Annotated in this window: 24 protein-coding genes; 13 read left to right on the top strand and 11 right to left on the bottom strand. The window is 61.4% G+C overall.

Annotated features, from left to right (window positions below; genetic code table 11):
* Positions 1-8: 8 nt before the first annotated feature.
* The 6 genes from G8767_RS08490 to G8767_RS08465 form a co-directional block, all read right to left on the bottom strand.
* Positions 9-332: a DUF6292 family protein gene (locus G8767_RS08490; protein ID WP_095972344.1), complete on the bottom strand. Its 324-nt coding sequence runs from the start codon at positions 330-332 to the stop codon at positions 9-11.
* Between the two features lie 69 nt (positions 333-401).
* The gene (locus tag G8767_RS08485) at positions 402-1,682 is read right to left on the bottom strand and encodes an NAD(P)/FAD-dependent oxidoreductase (protein ID WP_346842966.1); all 1,281 of its coding nucleotides are present in this window, start codon (positions 1,680-1,682) and stop codon (positions 402-404) included.
* A 46-nt stretch (positions 1,683-1,728) separates the two neighbouring features.
* Entirely contained in the window at positions 1,729-2,211 is a 483-nt protein-coding gene (locus G8767_RS08480) for an acyl-CoA thioesterase (protein ID WP_172436667.1), read from the bottom strand.
* Between the two features lie 125 nt (positions 2,212-2,336).
* The gene (locus G8767_RS08475; RefSeq protein ID WP_095972347.1) at positions 2,337-3,140 is read right to left on the bottom strand and encodes a class I SAM-dependent methyltransferase; all 804 of its coding nucleotides are present in this window, start codon (positions 3,138-3,140) and stop codon (positions 2,337-2,339) included.
* Positions 3,137-3,793 carry a FadR/GntR family transcriptional regulator gene (locus G8767_RS08470; protein ID WP_166809856.1) on the bottom strand — a complete coding sequence of 219 codons (657 nt, stop codon included), beginning with the start codon at positions 3,791-3,793 and terminating at the stop codon, positions 3,137-3,139. The genes G8767_RS08475 and G8767_RS08470 overlap by 4 nt, the downstream gene beginning before the upstream one ends.
* 78 nt (positions 3,794-3,871) lie before the next feature.
* Complete coding sequence (locus G8767_RS08465) at positions 3,872-4,774, bottom strand: Lrp/AsnC family transcriptional regulator (RefSeq protein WP_095972349.1); 903 nt, start codon at positions 4,772-4,774, stop codon at positions 3,872-3,874.
* Positions 4,775-4,998: 224 nt separating this feature from the next.
* Between G8767_RS08465 and G8767_RS08460 the strand changes: the two genes are divergently transcribed.
* Entirely contained in the window at positions 4,999-6,714 is a 1,716-nt protein-coding gene (locus tag G8767_RS08460) for an amidohydrolase (protein WP_003942831.1), read from the top strand.
* Complete coding sequence (locus G8767_RS08455; RefSeq protein ID WP_166809855.1) at positions 6,714-8,063, top strand: MFS transporter; 1,350 nt, start codon at positions 6,714-6,716, stop codon at positions 8,061-8,063. The genes G8767_RS08460 and G8767_RS08455 overlap by 1 nt, the downstream gene beginning before the upstream one ends.
* A gap of 86 nt (positions 8,064-8,149) precedes the next feature.
* Here the strand turns inward: G8767_RS08455 and G8767_RS08450 are convergent, their stop codons facing one another.
* From G8767_RS08450 to G8767_RS08440, 3 genes are all read right to left on the bottom strand, one after another.
* Positions 8,150-8,683, bottom strand: coding sequence for an ANTAR domain-containing protein (locus G8767_RS08450; protein ID WP_232508961.1), 534 nt, complete (start codon positions 8,681-8,683; stop codon positions 8,150-8,152).
* A 168-nt stretch (positions 8,684-8,851) separates the two neighbouring features.
* Positions 8,852-9,718: an alpha/beta hydrolase gene (locus tag G8767_RS08445; RefSeq protein WP_206029119.1), complete on the bottom strand. Its 867-nt coding sequence runs from the start codon at positions 9,716-9,718 to the stop codon at positions 8,852-8,854.
* 90 nt (positions 9,719-9,808) lie between these two features.
* Positions 9,809-10,855 (bottom strand): LacI family DNA-binding transcriptional regulator, encoded by a 1,047-nt coding sequence (locus G8767_RS08440; protein WP_124568032.1) that lies wholly within the window; start codon positions 10,853-10,855, stop codon positions 9,809-9,811.
* A gap of 253 nt (positions 10,856-11,108) precedes the next feature.
* On the opposite strand from G8767_RS08440, the gene G8767_RS08435 reads away from it, so the two are divergent.
* The 5 genes from G8767_RS08435 (at position 11,109) to G8767_RS08415 (ending at position 16,225) form a co-directional block, all read left to right on the top strand.
* Positions 11,109-12,563, top strand: coding sequence for an APC family permease (locus G8767_RS08435; RefSeq protein WP_166809854.1), 1,455 nt, complete (start codon positions 11,109-11,111; stop codon positions 12,561-12,563).
* Positions 12,560-14,164 carry a N,N-dimethylformamidase beta subunit family domain-containing protein gene (locus G8767_RS08430; protein WP_166809853.1) on the top strand — a complete coding sequence of 535 codons (1,605 nt, stop codon included), beginning with the start codon at positions 12,560-12,562 and terminating at the stop codon, positions 14,162-14,164. The genes G8767_RS08435 and G8767_RS08430 overlap by 4 nt, the downstream gene beginning before the upstream one ends.
* Before the next feature lies 1 nt (position 14,165).
* On the top strand, positions 14,166-14,528 hold the full coding sequence (locus G8767_RS08425) for a cupin domain-containing protein (RefSeq protein ID WP_124568035.1): 363 nt from the start codon (positions 14,166-14,168) through the stop codon (positions 14,526-14,528).
* Positions 14,525-15,970 carry an aminobutyraldehyde dehydrogenase gene (locus G8767_RS08420; RefSeq protein WP_346842965.1) on the top strand — a complete coding sequence of 482 codons (1,446 nt, stop codon included), beginning with the start codon at positions 14,525-14,527 and terminating at the stop codon, positions 15,968-15,970. The genes G8767_RS08425 and G8767_RS08420 overlap by 4 nt, the downstream gene beginning before the upstream one ends.
* 108 nt (positions 15,971-16,078) lie before the next feature.
* Entirely contained in the window at positions 16,079-16,225 is a 147-nt protein-coding gene (locus G8767_RS08415) for a hypothetical protein (protein WP_166809852.1), read from the top strand.
* Positions 16,226-16,227: 2 nt separating this feature from the next.
* Here G8767_RS08415 and G8767_RS08410 read toward each other — a convergent pair whose 3' ends face one another.
* Entirely contained in the window at positions 16,228-16,881 is a 654-nt protein-coding gene (locus G8767_RS08410; protein ID WP_166809851.1) for a nucleoside/nucleotide kinase family protein, read from the bottom strand.
* A 123-nt stretch (positions 16,882-17,004) separates the two neighbouring features.
* On the opposite strand from G8767_RS08410, the gene G8767_RS08405 reads away from it, so the two are divergent.
* From G8767_RS08405 to G8767_RS08385, 5 genes are all read left to right on the top strand, one after another.
* Positions 17,005-17,598, top strand: coding sequence for a TetR/AcrR family transcriptional regulator (locus tag G8767_RS08405; protein ID WP_166809850.1), 594 nt, complete (start codon positions 17,005-17,007; stop codon positions 17,596-17,598).
* Positions 17,599-17,643: 45 nt separating this feature from the next.
* Positions 17,644-18,522, top strand: a complete 879-nt coding sequence (locus G8767_RS08400; protein WP_095972357.1) for a crotonase/enoyl-CoA hydratase family protein — start codon at positions 17,644-17,646, stop codon at positions 18,520-18,522.
* Between the two features lie 14 nt (positions 18,523-18,536).
* Entirely contained in the window at positions 18,537-20,180 is a 1,644-nt protein-coding gene (locus G8767_RS08395; protein WP_166809849.1) for an AMP-binding protein, read from the top strand.
* Positions 20,181-20,262: 82 nt separating this feature from the next.
* Complete coding sequence (locus G8767_RS08390) at positions 20,263-21,816, top strand: acetyl-CoA hydrolase/transferase family protein (protein WP_166809848.1); 1,554 nt, start codon at positions 20,263-20,265, stop codon at positions 21,814-21,816.
* A 60-nt stretch (positions 21,817-21,876) separates the two neighbouring features.
* Positions 21,877-22,512: a TetR family transcriptional regulator gene (locus tag G8767_RS08385; protein WP_095972388.1), complete on the top strand. Its 636-nt coding sequence runs from the start codon at positions 21,877-21,879 to the stop codon at positions 22,510-22,512.
* On the opposite strand, the gene G8767_RS08380 is transcribed toward G8767_RS08385, so the two are convergent.
* Complete coding sequence (locus G8767_RS08380; protein ID WP_166809847.1) at positions 22,513-23,862, bottom strand: MFS transporter; 1,350 nt, start codon at positions 23,860-23,862, stop codon at positions 22,513-22,515.
* Positions 23,863-24,237: 375 nt separating this feature from the next.
* Here G8767_RS08380 and G8767_RS08375 point away from each other — a divergent pair, with 375 nt between their 5' ends.
* Positions 24,238-25,809, top strand: coding sequence for an AMP-binding protein (locus G8767_RS08375; protein ID WP_166809846.1), 1,572 nt, complete (start codon positions 24,238-24,240; stop codon positions 25,807-25,809).
* Positions 25,810-25,904: the final 95 nt, after the last annotated feature.

Genomic DNA, 25,904 nt, shown 5'->3' with positions numbered 1-25,904 from the left:
CGAGTTCCTTAACTACCCGCCTGGGCAATCAACTCGACAGCGCGGTCGGCGCACAGTTCCGGATCCGGCATTCTCCCGATACCGAGGCATTCGACAACGGCGAACGACGCATCCGGTGTGGTTTCCACGCCGAGCGCCCACCCGAAGTAGTGGTTCCAGGCGAGTACGGCTCGGTGGCCACTGTGCTGCGGAATCTCGCTGCCCAGAACGAGTACTGCGTCGAACGCGGGGCCGTCGCACCAGATGACCGATTCGGCGAAGGTGGAGCTGGCGACCGCGACTACGTACCTGTGACAAGTCGATTCATTCGGAATGGCGATGTGTGCACGCATGGTCGCTCCTCCGGCTCGGTTGCGATCGGAGGGTTCCCCGTTGCCGGCGCCGAAAAAACGCTTGGCAGATTACGTCCCGGCCACAGATCTACGACGCAGACGGTGCCTGAGATGTTTTTGTGCTGCCCGCGCCACCGAACGAGCCGAGAGATACTGCTCGGCTGGTATCAACCGGGAACCGAACAAGTAGAACCTTCGAGCTTCGTCTTTGTCATGGGTGGCCGCGGAGATCAGCAGACGTTCGATCGCGGTGAACTTTCGCCCACCGGCGTAACCGCTCATGTAGTCGATATGGCTCGTCATACTCGCTCTGGCACTGCGGTATTCGGTCAAGGCAGCGTTCACGTTCCGATGTGAGTCGAGTGTGTGCGCCGTCGTCTCCGTCAGCATGTGCGCGGTGGCGTCGACCAGCATCTGTGCGGTCTCGAGTGCCCACGAGCATCCGATGCCCCACAACGGGTCGTTGGTTGCCGCGGCGTCGCCGATGAGTGCGAACCCGTTACCTACCGGCTCTGTGAGAGTTGTGGAGAAGTGCTTGGTACCAACGATCTTCCCGACGATGTGCTCGCGGCGAATCAGTGGAGCGTCGGGTAATGCATTGGCGTATTCGAGGAAGGCGGTAGACAGGTCGCCGGTGAACGAGCCGAGCTTGTCGAGGGCGGGGAAGACGACCAGCACGCTGATTCCGCCGTCGTTGGGGAGCAGATAGGCGACGTCGGGATCCATGAACCACGACAGCGAAGATTCTCCGTCGGGTCGTTCGAGTCCGGAGAGTTGGGCGAAGTAGCTGAAACGTCCGTTGGATGCAGTCACGGAGTCGCAACGCGCGGATCGTGCGACGGTCGAATCCTTGCCGTCTGCGCCGACGGTCAATCGTGCTTCCACAGTGAAGGCCGAACCCTGTGCGGTTCCGTAGACGCCTGCAGTAGCGCCGTTCTCGGTCAGCAACCCGGAAACACGATGTCCGAGAAGAAGGTCGACGTTCGGGTAGTCGTTCGCGAGTTGGCGCAGGAGGGGATCGAGCGTTTCCCTTCGGACGTTGAACCCAGGTGGCGACGAGTCGTCTGCGGTGTCAGGGGTGATCCATCCCCATGGGGTCCAGAACTTCGGAACGGTTTCCACCATTCCCAGGGCGAGCAGTTTTTCCGTGGCGCCCAGTCGTTGCAGGATCGGGGCACCGCACGGTTGTAGGTGGTGAGTGCACAGGACCTTGTGCGCCCGGACGTCGGAGCGAGCGTCGAGAAGCGCTATCCGCAGACCTTGTTGCGCGTACATGATTGCGGCCGCGCATCCAGCGATGCTCGCGCCGACAATCACGACGTCATATTTTGCCCGTGCCTTCGAAGTCACGCCGACAAGTTTAATGCATAAGGTTATAACTTAAATATGACCGGATTTAGTCATCGTGTTCGGGCGTTAAGTCCCGAACTGCGGCGCGAATGGACTGTTCACGAAGCTCGTTCTCTCTGCGCAGTTCACGACGCCGACGCCCGGCCTCGAATCGCTGCCTCGCGATTGTTTCGGTCGGCCGGAGTTGGGGGACCTCAGCCGGTTTTCCGTCGCTTCCCATTGCGACCATCGTGAAGTAGCAACTATTGGTGTGTCGAGATTTTCCGAGAAGAATGTCTTCGGTTTCGACGCGTATTCCGATTTCCATCGACGTGCGACCGGTGTAATTGACGGAAGCGCTGAACGTGACGAGTTCTCCGACGTGCACCGGTTCACGGAAGACCACACGATCCACCGACAGGGTCACGACGTACGTCTGGGCGTATCGACTCGCGCACGCATAGGCAACCTGGTCGAGAAACTTCAGAATCGTTCCGCCGTGAACGTTGCCCGAGAAATTGGACATGTCCGGCGTCATGAGGACGGTCATGGACAGGGTGTGTTTCGACGCTCGCTTCGATGCTTGCGTCGATTCGGGCAGGGAGGTCGATTCAGACATCGAGCGGGCCTCTTCGGGTCGTTGGACGGTGAGGAGACCGTATCCGGCAAAGCTGGTTACCCGCGCGTTCGGAATGGTGCGGTATCAGCGTTCGGGACAGTGCCCACGTGGAGGATGTATTCGCTGGTGGCGACGGGACTGGCCGCGCTCGACCTGAGATAGGGCGCGAGCGTCGAGCGGAGGTGCGCTGACATCGAAGCCCAATTCCCTGCGCGTCGAACGGTCTCGCGAAAGTCCTTCAACGCCGGTGCCTGGTCGCACAGTTCCTCGACGGGGTCCGATCCGGCAGGTAGGTGCCATTCGAGCACGTGAGAGGTCGAACGCACCGATACCAATCCCGCTGCCGCCTTCTCGAATTCGTTCGAGTTCGACCATGTCGTCGGTAGTGGTGTGATGCCATTCCACGCAGAGGCGGCCTCCCTGCGGAGTGCTGCTGCCCACCCGTTCTCCGACCACGTTGCGACACAAACGCTTCCGCCCGGCCGGGTCACCCGCATCATTTCCGAGAGGGCGATCGCGGGATCGGGACAGAAGATGATCCCGAAGATGCTGACACAGGCGTCGGCGCTCGAATCCGGCCACGGCAAAGACTGTGCATCGCCGACCGTGAAGGTGGGTTCGGTAGTGCCGGGGTGGGGAATCCAGCGTTCGCGCGCGACCTCGAGCTGGCTGGCGGAGAGATCGAGTGCGTGGACTGCGATGCCGGACCGGGCCGCCGGCAGCGCAAAGTTCCCGGTTCCGGCGCAGACGTCGTACACCGTGCTGACGTGTCCGATCGCGCTCAGTGCCTCCATCGACGCCGGTGAGAGTTGTTCGGCAAGAGGGGAATACGTTGCACCGTTCCATTCTCCCCGATTCACGACAAGCTCCTCTCAATTGTGTCGATGACCGTATCTAGCGCTGCGCCGGCCGCACGCGCCGCCTCGTCGGGGTTGCCTTCCTCGATGGCTGCGATCAAGGCGCGGTGCTCGTCGACGTGGAATCCCGGACCGATGCTCACGGTGGACAGTGAATCCGCCACGGCGGCAAGGACTCCCCGGTAGACGTCGATCAGTGCGGAATTGTGGGACGCCTCGACGATCGAAAGGTGCAGGGCCATGCCGGCTTCGACAGTGAAGCCGCCGACGTGTCCGGGGTGGGCGTTCCAGGCGGCGTGTATCCGCGCGAGATCTTCGGGGGTGCGGTGCTGCGCTGCGAGGCGCGCGGCTTCGACCTCGAGTCCTCGTCGCAAGCTCAGTACGTCGAGAACGTCGCTTCTGGCGAGTCGGCGCCCGAGTAGTCCTTCGACCGGCGACGCCGCCATGACGTACACGCCGCCGCCGTGACGAACGGACAGAACTCCGGCGTGTGCAAGCGCCCGTACCGCTTCGCGCATGGTGTTTCGGGCAACTCCCAATTCCTCGACCAGTGCGGTCTCCGGCGGGAGTTTTGATCCGACGGGCCATCGACCGGTCGATATCGCCTCCTCGATCGCCGCAGCGACGATGTCTACCTTGCGCCCGGAGTCGGACATGTGTGCCACCTCAGGTAAGTGGGTCAATGACTTGACCGAGGTTAGCGCGTCCGACCAAGTGGGTCAATGACTTGGATTTTACCCGCGTACGTCCAGGCTGCGGGCGTAGTGCTCCTTGAACACCTCGAGATGAGCCCAGGATTCCAAGCCGCTGACGCCGTCGATCCCGCGGATTCGTTCGGACAGCGCATGCAGGTCGCTCGAGGAGTTGGCAGCAACCGTCGCGATCACGTCGTATCGTCCCAGGGTCCGGGCGAGGAATTCGATTCCGGGCAGGGATTCGATCTCCGATACCGCGTTGTCGTCCCGTGAGCCCAGATTGACGCCGATGCCCATCGCCAACGTCCGGCCACCGCCTCGCCGCTTGACGACGGCGCCGACGCGCAGTGCCGTGCTCGCGATCAGGTGATTGACCCGGTTGCGTACGGCACTCGGTGACAGTCCGGTGTGTTCGGCCAGTTCGAGAAACGGCATGCGCCCGTTGCGTTCGAGTAGTTCGATCAACGCGACATCCGTCGAGTCGAGTCGGATATCGGCTTGTAAAGCGCTCTCGGGCATGAAGATTCCCTTGATGACGTCGACGTAGACCAGCGTGCTCACCGATCGAACGCCACGTTGTGAGCGGAGTTCGGCGATGGCACGGTACAGATCGTCGTGACTGGGCACCCGAAGTTCCGCAATCACGTTGTACTGCCCGCTGACTGCCGAGATGTAGACGGCAGCCTCGGATTCGATCAACGCGTCCAGCACCGGAGTCATCGGTCCGGACACTGCGATCGAGACGTGTGCAAGCGCCTTCAATCCGAGAAGTTCGGGGTGTGCGACGGCCACTACGGACACCGTTCCCGAATCGAGTAGCGCCTGCACTCTGGTGGACACCGCCGCTCGTGGTGCGTCGACCGCCACGGACAGTTCGCGGTACGTCGCTCGCCCGTTGCGCTGAAGTGCGGCAATGAGCTTGGAATCGAGATCGACCGTCATGGTTGCCCCAACTTTTCCAGAGATTTTTCTGTATGAGCTTCCTATTAGAACAGTCGCATGTGGCTATGAATGATGCGGATAAGTGCAGAAATGCTCGAAAACTCGCACAAAAAAGTTGTGTACCGCCTGGTCTGAAACTTTGATGCATTGCATAGCGCCAGGTCAGGGCGTAGTTTTCGCTCAACACGCAGTGACCTGCACCACCATCTCGACGAAGGACCACCATGCGCAAGTTGCACACGCACGAAGCCTCGCCTCTCGACGCCACCGGCACGATCTTCACCGGTGCCAAGATCCACACCGTTGACGACAACACGGCAGGCGCTGAAGCGTTCCTGGTGTTCGGAAACCGCTTTGCCGCGGTGGGAACACTCGAGGAATGCCGCACCGAGGCGCGTCGGCTGAGCACTCGCACGACCGCGGTGGTCGAACTCGACGGCGCCACCGTCGTCCCCGGCTTCGTCGATCCGCATGCACACCCGTTGATGTACGGGCAGATGCTCAGCTGGGTGGACTGTGGGCCGGAGAAGGCACATTCCATCCCCGGAATCATTGCGCTACTTCAGGAAGCGGCGCTCACGGCTCCTGCGGGTGTCCCGATTCGCGGCTACGGCTACGAGCACCGCAACCTGATCGAAGGGCGCCATCCACTCAAGGAAGAGCTCGATCAGGTGGCCACCGATCGCGAGGTCTACCTCATGAACGCGAGCGGTCACGGCGGCGTCGTCAACTCCTTCACTTTCGACAAGCACGGCATTGACGCGAGCACCGAGAATCCGGCCGGTGGCGAGTTCTTCCGAGATGCAGACGGTGAACTCACCGGTGAGCTCTCCGACGCCGCGTGCAACATCCTCACCGGCGTCAACGGAGTGAAGGTCGGTCATCACGGACCCAACTTCCATCTCGAGGACGAGCCCGAAGAACACCTTCGTCAGCTCTCGGTCGCTCAGGACAAGTTCCTGGCCGGCGGCGTCACCACCATCGGCGACTGCCAGGTGACCCGTCGTGAATTCGACATGTACCTGCGTCTGGCCGAGCAGGATCAGCTCAAGACCCGCGTCAGCATGTACATGCTCAGCCACCTCCTCGATCATGTCATCGACACGGGAATGCACGGCGCCTTCGGCAATTCGCGGCTCGCGTTCGGCGGCATCAAGTTCTACGCCGACGGCACTCTCGGCGGCTGGACTGCATACTTCCCCGACGGTTACGTCGGCGACCCGTGCCGCACCGGGCAGCTCTATCACGAGCCGGCGGATTACTCGGATCTGATTGCCAAGGCGCACTCGGTGGGTCTGCAGACCGCCACGCACGCTCAGTCTCCGACCGCCATCGACATGGTGCTCGATGCCATCGAAGCTGCGCAGAAGGCTCACCCCGACGCCGACGCTCGTCACCGCATCGAGCACTGCGGTCTCCCGACTGCCGAGCAGATCGCCCGGATGAACCTGGCCGGCGTCTACCCGGTGAACCAGCCGCAGCACTACTACAACTGGGGCGAGGGCGTCACTGCTGCGATCGGTACTCCGGGTGAGCGGTTCAACCCCCTCGGCGAGTTCATCGCTGCCGAGGTTCCGGTGACCATCAGCTCCGACGCCCCCGTCGCCGAGCCCAAGCCGCTCGAAGCAATTCAGGCAGCCGTGACTCGTGTGACGCGTCAGGGCCATCAGCTCGGCTCCGATGCACTCCGCATCACCGCCGACCAGGCATTGCAGGCTCACACGCTCAACGGTGCGCGTGCGCTGGGCCGTGAAGCAGAGCTGGGCAGCATCTCGGTCGGCAAGCGGGCCGACTTCGTCATTCTGGGCGCGGATCCCCTCGAGGTTCCGGCCGACGCGATTGCGCAGATCGAGGTCAGGGAGACCTGGATCGACGGCGAACTCGCACATTCAGGTCATAACCACCTATTGTCGAGCACTTCGACCACCGAGGAAAAGTAATGAACCGAGAGCAACAGATCGTGAAGGCCCGCAAGGCGGGATTCGCAGCCTTCGTCGGTACAACTATCGAGTGGTACGACTTCTACGTATATGCCACGGCAGCCGCCCTGGTGTTCGGTGACATCTTCTTCCCGCCCGGAACCGATCGCCTGACCGGTGTTGCGGCGGCGTTCGCGACGTACGCCGTCGGGTTCTTCGCTCGCCCGCTCGGCGGAATCGTGTTCGGCCATGTCGGTGACAAGATGGGCAGGCGCACCGCACTCGTCGTCACGCTGACGCTGATGGGTGCAGGCACCTTCCTCATCGGCATGTTGCCCACTTACGCGTCGATCGGGTTCTGGGCGCCGCTGCTGCTGGTTCTGCTCCGTTTCGTCCAGGGCTTCGCCGTCGGTGGCGAATGGGGCGGCGCGGTCCTGATGGCCGTCGAGCATGCTCCCGAGGACAAGAAGACTTTCTACGGCGGTTTCGCCCAGCTCGGCAATCCTGCGGGTGCGCTTCTGGCCACCGGTTTCTTCAGCATTCTCTCCACCTTCGGCGACGACGCTCTGCGCGAGTGGGCTTGGCGTCTGCCGTTCCTCTGCTCTGCGCTGCTGATTCTGGTGGGCTTGGTCGTTCGCCTCAAGGTCGAAGAGTCTCCGGTGTTCGAGTCCGAGGTGAAGTCCGCGGACGTACCGGAAATGCTGCCGCTCAAGTACGCGCTGGTGACAAACTGGCGCCCGATCATCCTGGGCATCGGCATTCTGCCCGTCGCAGTCGGCGGCTACTACCTCGTGACGACGTTCATCACGGCGTACGCAACCGATCCCGATGTCGGTTTGTCCGAGACGTTGATTCTCAACGCGCTCAGTGTTGCTGCCGTGGTCGAGTTGATCGCGACTCTCGGAGTGGCGTGGCTAGGCGACAAGGTGGGACGCGTCCGCGTCGTCATCTGGGGTCTTGCTGCGGTCGCAATACTCGCAGCGCCGCAGTTCCTGGTGCTGAAGTCCGGATCCGTGTTCCTGATCTTCCTGACCTTCGCTGTCATGCGACTGGTGCTGGCGGCCACGTACGGTCCGATCGCCGCCGTACTGTCGCAGATGTTCAAGCCGCAGGCTCGTTACACGAGCATCTCGTTGGCGTACCAGGGTGCAGGCGCGATCTTCGGCGGACTGTCCCCGCTGGTGTCGACGCTGATGTACAAGGCAACCGGCAGCATCTGGCCGGTCATCGCACTGCTGATCGGCATGTGCATCCTGAGCATCGTCTGCCTGCTCTTCGCTCCGCAGCACGTGGACGAAGCGACCGATACCGACGGCGTTCCGCAGAACCAGAACCCGCAGGGCCTGAACAAGGAATCGGCTTCTGCCTGACAACTGAAAACACGAAGCTGGGGCAGTACACGATTTCCGTGTACTGCCCCAGCTGTCGTTTCAGGTCAGTTGTCGTTCAGTGCCTGTTACGCGCCGACGAGATGGCGATGAAAATGATCGCTGCGGCGGTGCGCCTGGCTGAGATTTCTGATCTCACGCAGCCAGAAGTGAGACGCCAGCGCGTTGTTGCTTCCATAGCCGGTGCCGGACGTGTCCTCGTCGATCAGGGCGACAAGCGCTTTGATCAGGCTGGTGACCTTGAGGTTGTTGGTCTGAGAATGTCGGACCAACAGCTCGGCGGCTTCGTCGGTGCTGCAACGGTAGAGGGTGCAGACGATTTCGATGGCGCGCTCGCGGATCCGGCCCGAAGTAGTCGGGATCCGAAGACCGTTCGTCGAGTTGCCGTTCGCCTGGTTGTTCGTGTCGTTGGGGTGAATCATGGTGTTGATCAAGGTATTCCTTTGAACCGCATGGGTTTTGGGCCCGTGCGGTGTGTAGCGCATGTTGATACTGGTGCAGTCGGTACGCGATTGGCGGCGGACTCCGTCGGAGTCTTCGGCCTGGTCAACAATCTGCGGGACTGATGAAAGTGCGTAGTGATCAAAGGCGCGGGTTTGCACCGAACTGGAAGTCTGCCCCTGGAACGAATACTGGAACTGTTGTCCCGGGCGAAGCGACCGGCTGCCTGACTGACGGCTGCCCTCTGATAACCCCACCGTACGTCATGGAGTTGGTTTCAGCTAATCCTTTTGCGGGCGATCGTGCTCACAGTAGGCGGTTTCACCTGCTCAGGGAGTGTTTACGTGGTCGATTATTGCTTGCTTGGTGATAGCCCAGGCGTCGCTTGTCGGGTTGCCGAATTCGCCGTGGCCGACGCCGGGTAGTTCGATCAGGTCGACCACGTCGCCTGCTGCTCGGGCTGCACGGGCGTAGCGCCGACTCTGTTCGATCGACACGACCTTGTCTCCGAGCCCGTGGATCGCTGTGACAGGGAGGCCGGTGGGGAGGTGTTCGATCGGTGATGCGATGCGGTAGCGATCAGGATGATCGGTAGGCATGCCGCCCAGAAGATTTCGAACAAAACGATCTTTGCCCGCGGTTGCGGCGAGCGTCATGTCGAAGACGCCGGCCATGATCGTCGCCGAGCGAACCGGCACGGTCAGGTCGGGTTCCGGAGCATCTGCACCCTGTTGTGAACGCGACGCCACCCAGGCGGCCAGTTGCCCACCCGCGGAGTATCCGGCGATATGTACACGGCTCAAATCCAGTCGCCCGGAAGCCTTTTCCTGCACGATGTCGGCCAGAGCGTTGGTAGCCGCAACGGTATCGGACAGCGTCGTCGGCCAACCGCCCTGTCCACCCACGCGTCTGTATTCGATGTTCCAGACCGCAATTCCGTAGGGGGTCAGCGTTTTTGCCCACGCACCCGCGTACTCGAGATTGCTCTTCTGCGCCCAGCCGCCGCCGTGGATCAATACGACGACCGGCAGATCGTCCTCCGACCCGGCTGGAAGATACAGATCACCGAAAGTGTCTGCGGCGGCGGAGTATGCGATGCGCACCGGAGCGACGTTGCGGTCGAGGCCGGTTGCGCTGCTGACGGATGCGAGGAGGGCGAGTACACAGACGAGCACTACGGCGAGATACCCGGCCAAGCGGTCGCGGGAGCGGTGCGCGATGACCTGATTCCTCTCGGCGAGCGACGGATGATTGTTCGGAAATCAGTCTATCGGTGCCAGGTGAATTTATGGTGTGAGCGAACGGGCCGTACTTGCTCGTACGCGTAGTTCACTGCGAGTGTGGCTCTGAACAGCGGGTACGTCGCCGTCGATCAGGGCCAGTAGCGCACTGACAGCCAATGTAGCTTGCTCTTCCGGGAAGAAATCGACCGCAGTGATCGGGGGGTCGGCGGTCAGCAGAGCGGGTTCGTCGCTGTCCTGCGCAATCAAGACATTTCCGGGGATCGACAGCCCGAGGTCGAGTGCTGCCCTCGCGGCTGCGGGGGCGCAACCGAGGATGACCGACAGGATCGCGTCGGGTGGATTTTCGGACGTCAAGGCTTCGTGGGTCAATGCGTACGCCGTGGCGACCATTTTTTCGACGGTATCGACGCCCTCGAACGGCGTCGGTTCATCGGCGGCGCGGGGCGTCACTCCGTGCGTCCGGCACCACTCGAGGTATGCGGTGTTCGTTGCCCGGGTCCATGCCGAACCCATGCCGGGGTTGAGGATGAGTATGTCCGTCGCACCCTGTTCGGTGAGGTGGTTCAAGAGCGTTTCGGTAGTGGCGACGAGATCGGGTGAGATGCTCCATTCGAACTGGTCGGGGTTTCCGGGACCGACTGCGACAGCGGGGATTCCGATTTTCTTCAAGACGTCGACACGTGGGTCGTGCGTCATCGGGTCCACGACCAGCACGCCGTCCATCTCGATGCGGCGTAGTCCATTCGGATCTTTCATCGACGGCAGCAGCAGGAGCGAGTGATCGCCGTGGAATGCGGCCTGGGTCGCGGCGGTAGCCACGCGCCCGTACCAGTCGAAATTGAGGTACTCGGCCGATGACAGTTGGTCGGGAGCGGGGAGCATGAGCCCCAGGGTGGCGGTACGGCCGGTTCGAAGATTCTGTGCCGAGCGATTGGCCCGGTATCCCAGGCGGTCGGCAACCTCTTGAACTCGAGCTCGCGTGGCCGCGTCGACTCGGCCCTTGCCGTTGAGCGCATAGGAGACCGTTGACACCGCGACGCCGGCGGCGCTCGCGACATCGCGAAGCGTCGGAGTGTTCGGCATGGACATCGGGGTCGTTCCTCTACTCGCCGGTCGGTTTCTACCCAAGGGTAACGCTCGAACATCGGGCGCTGCTGCAGTTGGTGGACGGTTGTCTGAAGAAAGGCAATTGCCGAATCGTTTCACCGCAGCTATTGACACTGCTGAAACGATTCGGCACGCTCATGGAACGCCAGTCGAACGCCGAATGAATTTCCTGGACACACATGGCGCCCTCGTTCCAGTCCAAGCGCATAATTGCGATAACGCACGGAGTCACTCCATGACCGACAACACCGCCCCACGAAGGGTGGGCACAGCTCCCGACCCACATCCGCCCGGACATACTCCGGGGCTTCGTAAGGGGACGATCAACAGCAGACACCTGGTCTTCTTCGTCATCGCCGCCGCAGCTCCGCTGACCATTTTGGCCGGCTTCGCGCCGCTCGGACTGATGACCGCTGGCGCTGCACTTCCGGTCGGCTACATCATTCCGGGAATCATCTATCTGCTGTTCGCGGTCGGATTCACCGCTATGAGCAGGCATATCCGAGGCGCAGGCGCCTTCTTCGCCTACATCACCGAAGGGCTCGGCGCGATCGTCGGCGCGGGATCCTCCGTAGTGGCTTACATCGGATACCTCGGTGGCCAGATCGGGTTCGTCGTCGCCTGCGGCATCTTCACGTCGGCCACCTTGGACAGTCTGTTCGACATATCCGTGCCCGTCTACGCATGTGCACTGACAATCGCCGTTCTGGTCGCTGTCGTGGGATACAACCGGGTGGACATCGGTGCCAAGGTTCTCGCAGTGCTGATGGCACTCGAGCTCGGTGTGCTCGCCGTCTTCTGCATCGCGGTCTTGGTCAAAGGCGGACACGAAGGGCTCTCACTGACCAGTTTCTCGCCGTCGACCTTCCTGACCGCCGGCTTGGCCAGCGTCTTCGTTCTGACATTCACGTCGTTCGTCGGTTTCGAGCAAACGGCGATCTACAGCGAGGAGGTCGTCGATTCCAAGCGCACTGTCTCCCGCGCGACGTACACGGCGGTGATCATCCTGGCAGTTGTCTATTCCTTCTGCGCCTGGGTGATCGTGCAAGCCGTGGGACCGAGTCGGATGGTCGACTTCCTCGGCGATGATCCTTCGGAACTGATCTTCGACCTCAACAGTGAATTCGCCGGCGAAGCGATGACGAACGTCATGCACCTGCTCATCGTGACAAGCTTTTTCGCGGGGTGCCTGGCACTCCATAACGCGTGTAGTCGCTATCTACTGGCCATGGGCCGAGCGCGAATCTTTCCCGTGGTTCTGGCAAAGGTGTCACCGACGACCGGTACGCCCAGCGTCGCCGGAATCGTCCAGGGCGTTCTGGTATTCGTCGCGATCGCAGGATTTGCGTTGACCCCGGCAGATCCGTACACGGAGGTTGTTCTGTGGACGAATACCCCCACCATCATCGCCGTACTTGCTCTGCAGATCCTGACCTCGATTGCCGTGGTCCGATTCTTCTCGACAGGAGCTCGGGGAGAAGGGTTGTGGCAGAGGCTGATCGCACCCTCGCTCGCTGCCGTTGCACTCGTCGTGGCTCTCGGATTCCTGCAAGTGAACATGGGCACCATGACTGGATTGACCGCGGGTCAGAATCTGCTGTTCGTGGCGCCACTGATCGCTGCTTTCGCGGTAGGTGTCATTCGGAGCCTGTGGGTTCGTAACCACTCGATCGAGGTGTTGTCAGCATGAGCGAATACGCATGGTCGGTCCCCGGCGGTTTGGTCGAACGGCCGGGATCGGTTCCAGGAGAGCCGGAAATCTGGGTGTACGCCGACAAGTTCTCGTACTTCGCCGGTGAAACCGTCTCTCTTCGAGTTCACACCACAGCAGACGAATACGACCTCGAGGTGGTGCGCGACGGCGCACGTCCACAGAGCATCGTCAAATACCTCGGTTTGCCGGGCAAACAACAGCTCACGCCCGACGACGCCTATGCAGTCGGTTGCGATTGGTCTGAGTCCGTTGCCGTCACCGTTGCGCCGAACTGGGCGTCGGGGATGTATTTGGTCCTGGTGCGCATACGCCACGAAGGTGTGGTTGTCGAGCGGGAGGGCTTCTTCGTCGTCAAGGCGCGCGAACCAGAGCCTGCCGACTTCGTTCTCATTCACACCACCAGCACGATGTTGGCCTACAACGACTGGGGTGGGGCCAACCACTACCGGGGCGTTCCGGACGGCTCCGGAGATGTGCCGACACCGATTTCCTCGACGCAACGTCCCGTTGCGCGGGGGATGCTGCGCAAACCTGAGGGTGCAGCGCGCAACATTCACACCGACACACCGGGAATCGGATGGATTCCGCGTCACCCACCGTACGAATGGGCGTGGGTGAACGGCTACTCGCGTCACCATGCGGACGCCTTCTGGGCCACGTACGAACGCCCGTTCACGGTGTGGGCGGAAGAGCAGGCATTCCTCGTCCACCACATCACCCAACACGATCTGCACGAGGATCCTTCAGCGCTGCAGGGATACTCATGTGCGGTCATCGTCGGCCACGACGAGTACTGGTCGTGGGAAATGCGTGATCGTATCGACGCCTTCGTCGAAGAGGGGGGTGGTCTGGCGCGATTCGGCGGTAACTTCCTGTGGCAGGTACGCATCGAAGGTGACGCACAGGTCTGCTACAAGAATCCGTTCGAAGATCCGATGCGAGAAGTCGATCCGACGCGGGTGACGACAGCATGGGATTCGCCCGAGATCGACCGGCCGGGAGCGTGGACGATGGGTTTGACCGGCATGGCCGGTGTTTACAGTCGTTACGGAGCAACAACTCCCAGGTCTTCCGGTGGGTTCACGGTGTACCGGCCTGACCATTGGGCGCTGAACGGAACGGATCTGTACTACGGAGACAACTTCGGAAGCGCGCCGATGTGTGTGGCCGGTTTCGAGATGGACGGCGTGGACTTCACGTTCCGCAAGGGGCAGCCCTATGCGACCGGAGTCGACGGTGCCCCCGAGGACCTGGAGATCATCGCGATGGCACCGGCGGTGACCGGTTCACGGGACAAATGGAACGGGGCGGTCCCGATCGGTGCGCCCTTTGCCGAGGTGCAGGGAATCATCGAATGCTTTTACGGCAGTGAGCCTCCCGAGCATCTTCGTGACCTCGAATACGGATCGGGAATGGTTGCCTGTCACAAGCGAGGTCTCGGGACGGTATTCAACGCTGGTTCCACCGAATGGGTGAACGGATTGATCCATCACGATCCCTTCACCGAGCAAATAACCACGAACGTACTGAATCTGTTTGCTGCACAAATTTCGAGCTCCAACACGAAGGAAAACTGACATGAGTGTCAACGACATTCGAACATTCGGGCCAGGATTGGGGACGCGGTTCGTCCCGGAGTGGGGTGACGATGCGAGCCCGAACTGGTCGGAATCCGAATGGCGGTCGTTCGGGGATTCGAACGGTGAATACTTCGGCGGCGGTTGGGAAGGTGAACCCGGGACGCTCTTGTGTGATCCTTACCCGTACGACGAGGTCTGCATCATGATCAGCGGCCGGGTGGCGCTGATCGACCTCGACGGAAACCGTCGCGAATTCACATCCGGTGATGCGTTTTTCGTTCCGAAGTCGTTCCGCGGAGTCTGGGAAACCGTCGAGCCGTCCAAGAAGTATTTCATCGCACTGCCGGGAGCACGCTCGTGAGTGTTGCCTCGACCATGAGCGTCGAGGTCTTCGGCCACGTCATCGACGGAGTCTGTGAGACACCGGTTGGGCATCAGTCCGAACTGGTGAATCCTGTGACCGGTGACGTGTACGCGCGTGCGGCCGTCGGTGCGGCAGACGTGGTCGATCGGGCTTGCCGGTCCTCGGCGGCGGCTTCGAGGAAGTGGCGTCGTTCGACGCCGGCGCAACGTCAAGAGTTGCTGCTTGCGCTCGCGGACGCACTGGAATCGAACGCGAAGTATTTTCTGGAGGTCGAATGTCGTAGTACGGGAAAACCTTTGGCGCAAGTCCGGAACGACGAGATTCCTCAGTGTGTCGACTTCCTGCGGTATTTTGCGGGCATTGCCCGTTCGCTGCCCGGTGCAGCCGCAATGGAGTACGCCGAGGGCGCGACATCGTATGTCAGGCGTGAACCGATCGGTGTGGTCGGTTCGATCGCACCGTGGAACTATCCGTTGATGATGGCGGTCTGGAAGATCGCGCCGGCACTCGCAACCGGGAACACTCTCGTGCTCAAGCCGGCCGAGGAGACTCCGGAAACCGCGGTGATGCTGGGTGTGCTTGCTGCACAGATCTATCCGCCCGGAGTGCTCAACGTGGTGTGCGGTGATCGCGATACGGGCGCCGCGCTTGTTGCTCATCCAGTGCCCCGAATGATTGCACTGACGGGGTCGACGAGGGCGGGTGTTGCGGTGGCCAAAGCTGCGGCGGAGGACACGAAACTTCTGCATCTGGAACTCGGGGGCAAGGCCCCCGCTGTTGTTTTCGCCGACGCGGACCTCGACGGCGCAGTTGCGGGGATCGTTGCCGGCGCCTTTTACAACAGCGGTCAAGACTGCACTGCTGCGACCAGGATTCTGGTGCAAGACCCGATCGTGGAGGAGTTCACCGCGAGGTTGACTGCGGCGGTGGCTGACTTGCGATTGGGAGGTCCTGACGCGGTTGATCGCCTCGGCCCTCTCGTCAGTCGAGCCCATCGTGACCGGGTGGCGGAAATGGTCAACCGGCGATCGATCAATACGAGCGTACGTATTGGCGGAGGGAAACCTGCAGGACCTGGGTTTTTCTACCTACCGACGGTAATCTCCGGGGTCGAGCAGGACGACGAGTTGGTTCAGGAGGAACTCTTCGGGCCGGTCGTCACCGTCCAAGCTTTCTCCACTGAAGCCGAAGCGATCGAGCTTGCGAACGGGACGAAGTATGCGCTGGCCTCGAGCGTATGGACCGCCGACCATGGAACTGCGATGAGAATGACGGCAGAACTGGATTTCGGCTGCGTCTGGGTGGGTACGCACGGAACGCTGACGGCGGAGATGCCCCACGGAGGATTCGGAAGTTCGGGGTACGGCAAGGACCTGTCCGAATTTGCATTGGCGGAGTACACGAGGGTCAAGCACGTCATGCATGTGACGGGAGCCTGACTCCTCGGCAATACGCAACGACGGCCACCTGTCCGCGCTGCGGGCCGGTGGCCGTCGTCGTGACTCGGGGATCTGCAAGCTGTTGAATTCTGACTCCAGGAGACTGCCATGGGTTCATCCGACACCGATCTCAAAGCGCTCGACAGCGTTATCGCCGTCGCTGGTGCCTTAGCGGCGATATTCGGCGGAATCGCCGGAGTCGCCAGGCTGGCAACCTTTCTCGGAACCGGCGGCGGTTCTCAGGTTTTCGGCTGACATCACTGACGCTCGGACCGTTCGATTCTGATGATCAGATCCGCGCGTGACCTGACTCCGCTGATCAATTCGGCGTTCGGTTGATCTACCCGTTTCACCCACTCTGCAGCCGCTTCGGAACTCTTTCCGAAGCGGCTGTGGCGTTTCACCAATCGCTTCGTGCGTGTTGCTTCCGGAACGTCGAGATACCAGACCTCGTCGAGTGCTGCTCGCACCTCCGGCCATCCACCACTCGGCAGGAGGAGATAGTTCCCCTCGGTGACTATCAGCGGTGTACGTGGATCGACGGCCGTTGTGCTGCCTATCGATTCGTCGAACTCGCGATCGAAGACGGGAGCGTAGACCGTCGAGTTCGAGGCTTGGAGTCGGCGTAGTAGAGCCGCGTACCCGCCGACGTCGAAGGTGTCCGGTGCGCCTTTGCGTTCACGCCTGCCGAGTCTGTCGAGTTCCCGATTGGCAAGATGGAAACCGTCCATCTCGACGATGGCGCAACGAGAACCCAATCTCCGCACAATTGCCTGTGATGCCGTCGATTTTCCGGCTCCCGGTGCGCCCGTGATGCCGAGGATTCTCGGGCCGTCGTCGGTGATCAGGGAAGCAGCGCGCGAAGCAAGTTGGTCGAGCGTCAGCGAGACGGTCGGCGGTGAGGTCCTCACTTGTTGCTCCGATCAATCCGAAGGACGGGTGCATCGAGGGTACGCCGGAGGTTTCGACCGTTGACAGTCTGAATGGACTGTGAAACTGTGAGCCATGCCACTCGGGAAGTTGGAGGTGAGACCGTGACCCTGCGCGATGCGCAGCGCGAAGCGACGCGCCACCGGATTCTCGATGCGGCAACGGATTTATTGATAGCGGACGGGTATTCGTCGCTGACGACGCAGTCGGTGCAAACCGCTGCCGGAGTCAGTCGTGGCGCTCTGCTGCACCACTTTCCGAACATGCAGGAGCTCACTGCGGCGTTGGTGTCGAACATCGTCGTGCGGAACGAGGCGGCGGTACGAGTTGCCATGTCTCGGCAGGATTCGTCGGTGGACACGATCGAGAACTCGATCTCCGCTCTGTATTCGGCGTTGACTCAGCCGCCGTTTCAAGCGGAACTCGAACTGTGGTCGGCGGCTCGCACGGAGCCGGTCTTGGCGGAGGTACTCCGGGAATCGGAGCGAATCGCCGGACGGGATCTACGGCGAGTTGTCCACGACGCGTTCGGGCCCGAAATTGTTGCTTCCGAGAACTATTCGCAGATTGCAGATCTGACGGTGCTGATGCTCCGTGGTTTGGCGCTGTCCCGGGCAGTGCAGAAGAGCGACGCATCTGCGCGTCGTTCGATCAGTCAATGGGCAGGCGTCGTTCGCCTGCTCCTCACCCAGAACTAGCGCAACTCGTTTCGATCGAGGTGCGCTCTGTCGACAGGACCGAAGATGACGGATTTTGCGACTCTGAAATACGAGACCTCGAGCGGTAAGGCATATATCACGCTCAACCGCCCCGACCGGCTCAACGCGATCGACGACCGCATGCCGTCGGACATTCGGCATGCGGTGGCAGCGGCCAATGACGACGACGATGTTCGCGTGATCATCTTGCAAGGTGCGGGTACGGCGTTTTGTGCCGGATACGACCTCAAGAAGTTTGCCGAGGGCGATCTCGACGGAAAGTGGAACCAGGGCCCGGTGTGGGATCCCATCAAGGACTTTCGCGGGATGAAGCAGAATACCGACGACTTCTTCACGCTCTGGCGATCGCTCAAGCCGACGATCTGCAAGGTCCAGGGATACGCGATCGCCGGCGGGAGTGACATCGCGCTGTCCTGCGACATGCTGATCATGGCCGACGACGCCCGCATCGGGTATCCACCCGCGCGTGTCTGGGGTTGCCCGACAACAGCGATGTGGGTGTACCGCCTCGGGGCCCAACGTGCCAAGCGAATGTTGTTGACGGGAGACACCATTGACGGTGTCACCGCCGCCGATTGGGGGTTGGCACTCGAATCGGTGCCCGCCGACGAATTGGACGCTGCGGTGGAGGCCTTGGCGGATCGCATCGCCGGTGTCCCGCTCAATCAATTGGCAATGCAGAAGATGATGATCAATCAGGCGTACGACAACATGGGATTGCAGGGCACCCAGGTGCTGGCAACCCTGTTCGACGGAATCACGCGTCACTCTCCGGAAGGGCGCTGGTTCAAGGATTTTGCCGAACGTGACGGATTCCATGCCGCGGTGCAGTACCGCGATTCCGGCCGCAAGATTCCAGACGGAGGCGGGCCGCTCCCCGCATCCGACACCCCTCCTCGATAGAAAGTGGATGTGAGATGAGCAGTGTTCTCGAAACGTCGTACTTCCCTGCTGACGTGTCGGACCCGATTGCGGAACAAACGGTGGGTGGGCTGCTGCGAGAGTGCGCCGCGGACTCGCCGAACCTGACAGCAATCAGAGAAGTGGTTCCGGCGCAATCGCATTCGCTGTCCGGGGCCGCTGAAACAGATCGCACCTGGACCTTCGCCGAACTTCTGGCGGAAGCGGAGGGATGTGCGCACTACCTCTTGTCGCAGTTCGACCGCGGCGACCGGATCACCGTTTGGGCACCGAACGTTCCGGAATGGATGATTCTGCAATACGGCGCTGCGCTCGCCGGGATGGTTCTGGTGACCGCCAATCCTGCGTTGGGTGCGGAGGAGCTGGCGTACGTCTTGTCACAATCCCAGTCTCGCGGGCTCTTCCACACCGGAAAGTTCCGCGGCGGCGATATGGCGGCCGTTGCATCCGAGGCGATTTCGATTTCGGGAGAGGAAGTTCTCGCAGTCAACTTCGAGGATTGGGATCGTCAGGTTCGAGGTTGGGCGGGCGAACGGGGCGTACTGCCCGAAGTCTCTCCTGACGACAATGCGCAGATCCAGTACACGTCGGGGACCACCGGCGCGCCCAAGGGGGCACTGCTGCACCACCGAGGTTTGGTCAACAATGCCGATTTCGTCAGTCGGCGAGGCAAATTCCCCGAACGAGGTTCGGTGGTCTCGGCCATGCCGCTGTTCCACACCGCCGGGTGCGGCATCCTGGTTCTCGGCGCCGCACAGCGAAGAATGTCCATCGGCCTGATCCAGTACTTCGATCCGACTGCGGTTCTCGATGCGGCGGAACGCTTTCACGCCGACGTGGTCAGTGGAGTGCCGACGATGCTGATCGCCATGATCAACGACGCCTCCTTCGCCGGCCGCGATTTCTCGGCCTGCTCGGTGGTCGTGTCCGGTGGATCGTCGGTGCCGCCCGAACTCGTCAGCACGGTGGAGTCGGCCTTCGGTGCGGGATTCAGCATCGTCTACGGACAAACCGAGGCCAGCCCCGTGATCACACAAACCAGTCCGGCGGACAGGCCCGAAGACAAGTCGGAGACGGTCGGCCTCGCGTTGCCTCAGGTCGAGGTGAAGATCTCCGACGTCGTGACCGGGGACAGCGCCCCGCTCGGCGAACAAGGCGAGATCTGTGCTCGCGGGTACCTCGTCATGACCGAGTACTTCCGCAATCCGGAGGCCTCGGCCGCCACGGTCGACGAGGACGGTTGGTTGCATACCGGTGACCTGGGAACGATGGATCAACGTGGATACGTCCGGGTGACCGGCCGCCTCAAGGACATGATCATCCGCGGCGGGGAGAACATCTATCCGCGTGAGGTCGAGTCCGTGATCTTCACGCACCCGAAGATTCTGGACGTCGCGGTTGTCGGTGTCCCCGACGAGGTGTGGGGTGAGCGGGTCGTCGCCGTGATCCGGTGGAAGGACGAGTCCGACCAACCGACCGCCGCTGAACTGGTCGAATTCTGCACCGAACGACTGGCTCGCCACAAGGCACCCAAGGAGTGGTTCAGTGCGGAGGCGTTTCCACTGACAGGGTCGGGCAAGATCCAGAAGTATCGGATCGCGAGCTTGGTAGGCGAAGGCGCTTACGGGGTCGTCAGCTGATCTCAGCGCATAGCACGTCGAAGCGATTCTGTCTGGCTTATCCCCGTAAATCGCTTCGACGTGCCCTGTTTATCCTGGTGGCGTGAGTTCATCCCTCGGTGAGACCGGACACAAAGCCAACTCCAACCGCATTCGCGCCACAGCCTTTGCGTCGAAGGTGATGTCCGCGGCCGACGCGGTGAAGTTCATTCATCCGGGTGACACCGTCGCGATCAGTGGTTTCGCCAGTGCCGGTACACCCAAGGTTGTGATCCCGGCTCTCGCCGAGCGCATTCACCAGACCCGCGGCAACGGATCGAACTTCACGATCAATCTCCTCACCGGCGCTTCGGTGTCCACCGAGACCGAGAGACTGCTCGCGGAGGTCGACGGAATCGCGCTGCGCATGCCGTATCAGTCCGAGGCCACCGCACGTCGCCGGATCAACGACGGGCGCATGGACTACGTGGACATCCATCTATCCCACGTGGCTCAGCAGGTGTGGGAGGGCTACTACGGCAATGTCGACGTCGCTGTGGTCGAGGTCGCGGGTATCACCGAATCGGGTGAACTGATTCCCTCCGCGTCGATCGGCAACAACAAGACGTGGCTCGACGTAGCCGACAGGGTCATCCTCGAAGTCAACTCATGGGTCCCCGAGGCGATGGAAGGTATTCACGACGTCTATTACGGCACCGCGTTGCCGCCGCATCGCAAGCCGCTCGAGATTATTCGTGTCGAGGACCGGATCGGCCAGACCACGTTCCGGGTGGATCCCGCGAAGGTTGTGGCCGTTGTCGAGACCAACTGCCGTGACAGTGCGAGCCCACTCACCGCGCCTGACGCCGTCAGTGAGGCGATCGCCGGCCACGTCCTGGAATTCTTCGACTTCGAGGTTCGTGCCGGACGGATGCCTGCCGATACGTTGCTACCGCTGCAGGCGGGCATCGGCAATGTCGCCAACGCGGTGCTCGGAGGTCTCGATCGCGGTCCGTACCGAGGGTTGACCTGCTACTCCGAGGTCATCCAGGACGGGATGCTGAAGCTCATCAAAGACGGAACCGTCGCGCATGCGTCGTCGACGGCTTTGGCGCTCACCGAAGAAGGCATCGAGGAACTGACTGCGAACATCGACTTCTATCGCAATCACATCACGCTGCGACCGCAGGAGATCAGCAACCACCCCGAGGTGGTGCGCAGACTCGGAATCATCGCCATGAACGGCATGCTCGAGGCCGACATCTACGGCAATGTGAACTCGACGCACGTCATGGGGACGAAGATCATGAACGGAATCGGCGGCTCGGGAGACTTCGCCCGCAACGGCTACGTGTCCATGTTCCTGAGCCCGTCGACGGCCCGCGGCGGTGAGATCTCGGCGATCGTGCCGATGGTCCCGCACGTCGATCACACCGAGCACGACACCCAGGTGCTTGTCACCGAGCAGGGATTGGCGGATCTGCGAGGTCTGTCTCCGCGGCGACGCGCGCGCCTGATCGTCGACAACTGTGCTCACCCGGAGTTCCGGCCACTACTTCACGATTACATCGCTCGCGCCGACGCTCAGCCGGGTGCGGGGCAGACTCCGCACCTCCTGGGCGAGGCCTTCTCGTTCCATCAGCGGTACATCGACACGGGTTCGATGCGCCTTTCCTGACCTTTCGATCGGTGCTTGTACGATCTTCGGACGCCGAGCAAATCAGGAGTGAAGAGCGACATGGCTCGACCGTCGAAACCGTTGATCAGCCGAACCGCCGCAGTTGCCGCGGCAATCTCGATTATCGATGCCGAGGGCTTGGACGCTTTCAGTCTTCCGCGTCTGGCCAAGTACCTCGACGTCAAAGCTCCGTCGTTGTATCACCATTTCTCCGACAAGAACGAGATTTTGACGGAGGTTGCGCGAGCAATCGTGTTCGAGACCAGGATTCCGCGTCAACCCGCGTCGGGCGATTGGCAAGATTGGGTTGTCGCGTACGGCTTGAACTTTCGGGATGTGATTCTGCGACACCGTAATGCCGCGCCGGTGATGTTGCAGTTTCTTCCGAGAGACCTCGTGACTGACATGTTCGAGGCGGCAGCAGACTACCTCGAGAGTTCGGGAGTTCCTGTGCGGCTGCATGTTCAGATCCTCGACGGCCTCGAGAAGCTGACCTTGGGTGTCACCCTCACGGAGGCGATGAGGCCCGAGGCCAAGCGTTCCGCCGTTTTTGCCAACGTAGATCGAATTGCCCACCCGGTCCTCGACGCCGCACTGAAGTCGAATCAACGTACGCCCAGGCAGTTGTACGAACAGATGATGCGAAGTTTCCTCTACGGGGTTCTTCACGCCGACCAAGTGGACAACTCGATCTGATCAAGCGGCAGGTACAGATGCCTTTTCGCCGTCGACGGCAAGGGCGACTGATTCCCTGGTATTGCGAATCTGTGCGTACGCGATCGTTGCGGCGGCGAGCAGGGTCGGTACGACGAAGAGGAAGAAGATGGATTCCGTCGTCCACGAACGGTCGACGAGTAGACCGATCCCCAACGGCGTCACGATACTTCCGATGCGGCCGAGTCCCGCTGCGATTCCGAGAGCGGAGACACGTGCTTCGGGGCGGAAGAGGATCGGCACCATGACGTACAGGCCGGTGTAGGCCGCGGTCATACACAGCCCGAGCAGAGCTGACGCCACCAGCGCGGGGCTGAGTTGAGTCGAGACCAGAGCGAGGACGCCGAACAGTAGCGATCCGGCGAGGATGAAGCCCATCGTGATCCACATCGAGGCGAATCGAAGGGCCAGCCCGGCGAAGACCAGAGTTCCGAGCGCGCCTCCGAGCGAGAACATCAGTCCACCACTGATTCCGGCGTTGTTGGACATGCCGGCAAGCTTGAGAAGTTTCGGTGTCCAGGTATTGCCGAAGAAGTATGCGATGTTGACCAGGCCGAAGACGATGCATGTCGTCGCCAGGGCCCAGGACTTCAGGTGCGCAGATCCGGAGACGTTCGGTGACCGCCGCGCGGGTGTCGTGTGACTACCCGTAGCCGGGACTCCGGTCAGTTTCATCTTGGAGATCAGTTCGTCCAGCTTCTTTCGCGACGACTCGGTTCCCTTGGCTGCGAGGAAGTCCGGTGATTCGGGGATTCCGAAATAGGCCACACCCGCCATTGTCGCCGTGACGACCGCGCCGAGCAGGAATGCGGAGTGCCAGCCGTAGGTCGACATCAGCACCGCTGCTCCGGCGCCGCCGAGTACACCCCCGAGGGGAATGCCGATCGCGAACAGTGCGATGAGCGTCGAGCGCTTGCGTGCAGGTGCGTACTCGCCGACGATGATCGGCGAACTCGGGATGATGCCGCCCATACCGACGCCGGCCAGCAGGCGCGCAAGCGCAAGTTGTGTGACGTCCCCGCTGGCTGCGGATAGTAGAAGACCGACTGTGATGACTACCAGCGAACCGATCAGGAGGGGGCGGCGCCCGTATCGGTCTCCGACCGGTCCCAAGGCGATCGAGCCGACTGCCATGCCGATGAGGCCGGCGCTGAAAAGCATGCCGGACTGGGTGCCGGATATCCCCCAGTCGTCCGTGATCGGCAGGATGGCGAGTGACATCGAAAGGATGTCGTATCCCTCGGCCATGTTGACCAGCGTGCACAGAAGGATTACCCGTATTTGGAGTCTGCTGAGCGGAGACGCATCGATCAGTTCGCGTGCTGAAGCCATCGTGCTCCTTAGTCGGAAGGGGTGGTTGCGGGTGTGGCTTGGAATGTGCGCTCGGATGTTGTTCACCAGCAGCAGTTTTCGTGTGGGAACTGAATCGGTGTGCCTCAAGTCACATTGGTTAATCTAACGCAGTTCGGTTAAATGGTCAATGCGTACGCCGTCGGTAAAACTAATGGCGTATGGTTTAGCGTACGAGACGGGGTGATCTGCTGAGCCTGTTTGGCTGTTGGCTGGATTGTGTTGTTGTGCAACGGTTTTGCCATCATTGATGGTTGACAGGTTGGCTGGGGGGAGCTTACGTTTCACCGAGATGTAAACAGTTACTGACAACTTCCTGGGACGCTGCGGCCCGCAGGAGGGAAGGAATGGTTTCCCATGGCCCTCTCCGATTTCTTCGACCAAGGGTGGAGCGTCGATCCCGCCGCCATCGCATATCGTCACGGTGACGTCGACTGGACGTTCGAAGAAGCGGGTTCGCTGTCCTGTCGTGTCGCTAACGCGTTGCTGCGAGACGGAATGAAGCCGGAAACCAAGATCGGCGTTCTCGCGCCCAATGATCCCGCAGCGTGGTTGTGCGTCATCGCTGCCTGGCGTGCCGGTGGAACCTGGGTGCCTCTCAATCCGAACAGTCCGATCACGGACAGCATCGGATTCATCAACCAGTTCGATTGCGAGATTCTCTTCTATCACCCTGCGCTCGCCGCAGCTGTAGACGAGATTCACGGTGCAGTCGGTGACCGCATCCAGTACATCTGTCTCGAGGGTGGCTCTGTCGAAGGCACTAGTGGGTACGCCGTTGCGTTGGCGGACTGGCTCGGCGTCGTACCGGCGACGAGGCCGACGGTGGACGTTCCACAGGATTCCGTTGCGATGATTTCACCGACCGGTGGCACGACGGGGGCTCCCAAGGGTGTGATGAACACCCACCGCAGCTTCTCGATGTGTGTTGCGCAGCTGATGCTTGCCATGCACTATCGCGCCGACGAGAAGGTGGTCAACCTCGCGGCCGCTCCCATGACGCACTCCGCCGGAATGCTGACCCTGCCGGCAACTGCCCGCGGCGGCGCCGTCGTCGTGCTGAAGCGGCCGGATCCGGAGACCCTGCTCGATTCGATCGACCGATACAACGTCACCGACCTATTCCTGCCGCCCACCGTGATCTACCGGTTGATCGAACACCCCGACCTTGCGAAGTACGACCTCACGTCGCTGCGCTACTTCCTCTACGGTTCTGCCCCGATGTCGGCCGAGAAGCTGCGCAAGTGCTTGAAGGTTCTGGGTCCGGTGATGATCGAATGCTTCGGCCAGACAGAAGCCCCCGGCTCCATCAGCTTCCTGCGCCCCGAGCAGCACTTTGTCGACGGCGAGATCGCTGACGACGCCCGATTGCTGTCTTGCGGTCGGCCGTCGCCGTTGATCAGAGTCGAAATCCGCGACGACGAAGACAATGCGCTTCCGAATGGTGAGCGTGGCGAAATCTGCGTACGCGGCGACTTGGTCATGAAGGGGTACTACGACAACCCCGAGGCGACTGCCGACACCATACGTGACGGTTGGCTCCACACCGGCGACATCGGATACCTCGACAACGAAGGCTTCCTGACGCTCACCGACCGCAAGAAAGACATGATCATCTCGGGCGGATTCAACGTCTTTCCGGCAGAGGTCGAGCAGGTGATCTGGTCGCACCCCGCTGTTCAGGACTGCGCCGTCATCGGCATCCCGGACCCGGAATGGGGCGAGGCCGTCACCGCTGTCGTCGAGCTCAACGAAGGCGCAGAAGTAGGCGCCGACGAACTGATTGCCCTGTGTCGCAACAAGCTCGGAGGCGTCCGCGCTCCGAAGCGAATCGACTTCGTCGAACGACTCCCGCGCAGCGTCAACGGGAAGGTCCTCAAGAAGGATCTCCGGGAACTCTACTGGGCTGATCAGGCTCGACGAGTCTGACGAAAGGACAGACGAATAATGCACCCTTCATTCGACAATGCCGCCCTGCGGTGTGAAGGCACGAGCATCAGACTGCTGGCTTCGCAGTGCAGTCG

Origin of the sequence: Rhodococcus sp. IC4_135, from assembly GCF_011602025.1 — a bacterium.
GTDB classification, from domain to species: Bacteria; Actinomycetota; Actinomycetes; order Mycobacteriales; family Mycobacteriaceae; genus Rhodococcus_F; species Rhodococcus_F baikonurensis.
This window is presented reverse-complemented; position numbering and strand designations above follow the sequence as displayed.

Bases quoted from the DNA above. Each gene is read 5' to 3' on its own strand.
- G8767_RS08490 (WP_095972344.1), bottom strand. From the start codon at position 332: ATGCGTGCACACATCGCCATTCCGAATGAATCGACTTGTCACAGGTAC.
- G8767_RS08480 (WP_172436667.1), bottom strand. From the start codon at position 2,211: ATGACCGTCCTCATGACGCCGGACATGTCCAATTTCTCGGGCAACGTT.
- G8767_RS08470 (WP_166809856.1), bottom strand. From the start codon at position 3,793: ATGTCCGACTCCGGGCGCAAGGTAGACATCGTCGCTGCGGCGATCGAG.
- G8767_RS08465 (WP_095972349.1), bottom strand. From the start codon at position 4,774: ATGACGGTCGATCTCGATTCCAAGCTCATTGCCGCACTTCAGCGCAAC.
- G8767_RS08460 (WP_003942831.1), top strand. From the start codon at position 4,999: ATGCGCAAGTTGCACACGCACGAAGCCTCGCCTCTCGACGCCACCGGC.
- G8767_RS08455 (WP_166809855.1), top strand. From the start codon at position 6,714: ATGAACCGAGAGCAACAGATCGTGAAGGCCCGCAAGGCGGGATTCGCA.
- G8767_RS08440 (WP_124568032.1), bottom strand. From the start codon at position 10,855: ATGTCCATGCCGAACACTCCGACGCTTCGCGATGTCGCGAGCGCCGCC.
- G8767_RS08435 (WP_166809854.1), top strand. From the start codon at position 11,109: ATGACCGACAACACCGCCCCACGAAGGGTGGGCACAGCTCCCGACCCA.
- G8767_RS08430 (WP_166809853.1), top strand. From the start codon at position 12,560: ATGAGCGAATACGCATGGTCGGTCCCCGGCGGTTTGGTCGAACGGCCG.
- G8767_RS08425 (WP_124568035.1), top strand. From the start codon at position 14,166: ATGAGTGTCAACGACATTCGAACATTCGGGCCAGGATTGGGGACGCGG.
- G8767_RS08415 (WP_166809852.1), top strand. From the start codon at position 16,079: ATGGGTTCATCCGACACCGATCTCAAAGCGCTCGACAGCGTTATCGCC.
- G8767_RS08400 (WP_095972357.1), top strand. From the start codon at position 17,644: ATGACGGATTTTGCGACTCTGAAATACGAGACCTCGAGCGGTAAGGCA.
- G8767_RS08395 (WP_166809849.1), top strand. From the start codon at position 18,537: ATGAGCAGTGTTCTCGAAACGTCGTACTTCCCTGCTGACGTGTCGGAC.
- G8767_RS08385 (WP_095972388.1), top strand. From the start codon at position 21,877: ATGGCTCGACCGTCGAAACCGTTGATCAGCCGAACCGCCGCAGTTGCC.
- G8767_RS08380 (WP_166809847.1), bottom strand. From the start codon at position 23,862: ATGGCTTCAGCACGCGAACTGATCGATGCGTCTCCGCTCAGCAGACTC.
- G8767_RS08375 (WP_166809846.1), top strand. From the start codon at position 24,238: ATGGCCCTCTCCGATTTCTTCGACCAAGGGTGGAGCGTCGATCCCGCC.